Origin of the sequence: Candidatus Sarmatiella mevalonica (assembly GCF_016751895.1) — a bacterium.
In the GTDB taxonomy this organism is placed as follows: domain Bacteria; phylum Pseudomonadota; class Alphaproteobacteria; order Rickettsiales; family Rickettsiaceae; genus Sarmatiella; species Sarmatiella mevalonica.
Map to the genome: position 1 here is coordinate 1 of NZ_JACVVM010000109.1, position 2,225 is coordinate 2,225.

3 protein-coding genes are annotated in these 2,225 nt (G+C 39.1%); 1 reads left to right on the forward strand and 2 read right to left on the reverse strand.

Features of this window, described 5'->3' with window-relative positions:
- Positions 1 to 183: transposase (locus tag Sarmat_RS07510; protein ID WP_202149129.1), on the reverse strand; the 183-nt coding region annotated here is incomplete at its 3' end.
- A 136-nt stretch (positions 184 to 319) separates the two neighbouring features.
- Between Sarmat_RS07510 and Sarmat_RS06560 the strand changes: the two genes are divergently transcribed.
- Entirely contained in the window at positions 320 to 1,867 is a 1,548-nt protein-coding gene (locus tag Sarmat_RS06560; RefSeq protein ID WP_341826623.1) for an ABC transporter ATP-binding protein, read from the forward strand.
- A 41-nt stretch (positions 1,868 to 1,908) separates the two neighbouring features.
- Here the strand turns inward: Sarmat_RS06560 and Sarmat_RS06565 are convergent.
- The coding region (locus tag Sarmat_RS06565; protein WP_202149207.1) for a transposase at positions 1,909 to 2,225 on the reverse strand (317 nt) is incomplete at its 5' end.

Genomic DNA, 2,225 nt, shown 5'->3' on the forward strand with positions numbered 1-2,225 from the left:
TTCAAGTATTCCCCTATGTTTTAACCGATTAAAGTAATTAAATACCCTTTTCCAGGGACCAAAATCTTTGGGTAAATCCCTCCAGAAACAGCCATTTTTGGTAATGTAAAATATACCATCCCATAAACGTCTGGCATCCCTAGGGGGCGGCCTGCCTTGTTTCCCCCTTCTTTTGTAAATTATCTTTTCGACTACGGCTCATTCTTCATCTGTTAAATCACTCGTATAGCTCGTTGACATCTCATATCCTCCCTTTGATGCCAATCATAACGATGTCCCTCCAATACTTCAACCTTTTGCGTGACTGGTTCTTAATTACATTTGGGCTAAATATGTACCCATCATACAAAACAAAATCGTTGCCGTGATGCTGGACTATGCATTATCGCAATCTCATGGTTTTTATCAAAATACCTTATCCGGCAAGGTCTCAAAGCAAATTAGTAATTTATCTGATGGTGTCATTGACATTATAACTTGTAAAATGACGAATTTTTTACGAGGCGGTTCCTTGCTACTCGCGGCATTTGCGGCCTCTTATTATGTTAATTCAATTTTCTGCCTTATATTGATCACATGGTTTATAATTTTTGCATTCTTTAGTATCTGCATGTCCAAAAAGATTGTAAATCTTGCAGATAAATTAGCAGAAGAAGAAACTGTAGTTGTTGGTGAGTTGGTCGATTCACTATCTAATCATTCTAATGTCAGAATTTTTGGACGGAAATCTCAAGAAAACTTAAGGATGATGCCATTCTTTGATGGCCAACGCAAAGCCTACTATTCGTTAAATATTTACTCGATTATGCTGTATTGTATTCAAGGTGGCCTTATTGCCATTATGATGAGCTTTACAGTTTTTGCACTGGTTACGTTATATGGCAAAGGTTTAGTTACAATCGGCGATTTTGCTCTTATTCTTGGTTTATCTATGGAAACCGGTCATATGACTTGGTTTCTAATGTCTGAAGTTGATCATTTTAATAAAGCTGCGGGTAAATGTAAGCAGAGCCTCATATCACTGATTGTGCCCCTGGAAATTCAGGATAAGGCTGATACTACAACCTTAAACTGCGCACATGGCCAAATCACATTCGACAACGTCAAATTCCATTACAAAGGTACTGAACCACTTTTCCAGAATAAATCCATCGAAATTAAAGCCGGTCAGAAAGTTGGGCTTGTTGGTTATTCAGGAGGCGGTAAGTCTACTTTCGTCAATTTGATCCTAAGGCTTTATGATGTGACTGATGGCGCTATTTTAATTGATGGTCAGGATATTAGGGATGTAACTCAAGACTCTTTACGAGAAAATATCACTATGATTCCGCAAGATCCATCATTGTTTCACAGAAGTTTGATGGAAAATATTCGTTACGGCCGAGCAGATAGCACTGATGAAGAAGTAATTGAAGCTGCTAAAAAAGCCCACGCTCATGAGTTTATCTCCACATTACCCCAAGGTTATGACTCACTCGTTGGAGAACGATGCGTTAAACTTTCCGGTGGCCAGCGTCAACGCATTGCGATTGCCAGAGCAATTCTCAAAAACGCACCAATCCTTATCCTTGATGAAGCTACATCCCAACTTGATTCTGTGACTGAAAGCTTGATCCAAGAATCTTTATGGGAGTTGATGCATGGTCACGACGAAGCCTATGGCGAAGGCGGAAAAACCACGATCGTCATTGCCCACCGTTTATCGACCTTACTTCATATGGATCGCATCCTGATTTTTGACAAAGGCAAGATCGTAGAAGATGGCACTCACAGTGCGCTCCTTGCAAAAACAGGGCTTTATAAACATTTATGGGATGCCCAAGTTGGTGGCTTTTTTGGGGATGATCAAATGGAGGATGAAGTATGAATAACCTCAACTCGACATAAGCGCCATGGTATTATAGTAAATTAATTTGAGGTAGCGTATTTAAAAAAGAAAGATAACGAAGCAAAAAGACTCTGAAAGTCAGAAATTTTCTGCTTAACCCATCGCTTCATATTAGCCCAAAATTTCTCTATTGGGTTAAAATCAGGTGAATAAGGAGGAAGAAAAATTACCTTACAACCAACAGATTCAATGAGATCTTTTGTCTTTTGTGATCTATGAAATGCAGCGTTATCCATTATCACAACTTGCCCAGCTTTTAGCTCTTTGATCAAGAATTGCTCTACCCAGCTTTCGAATAGCTGGGTATTACATGAACCATTAAATACCATAGGAGCTA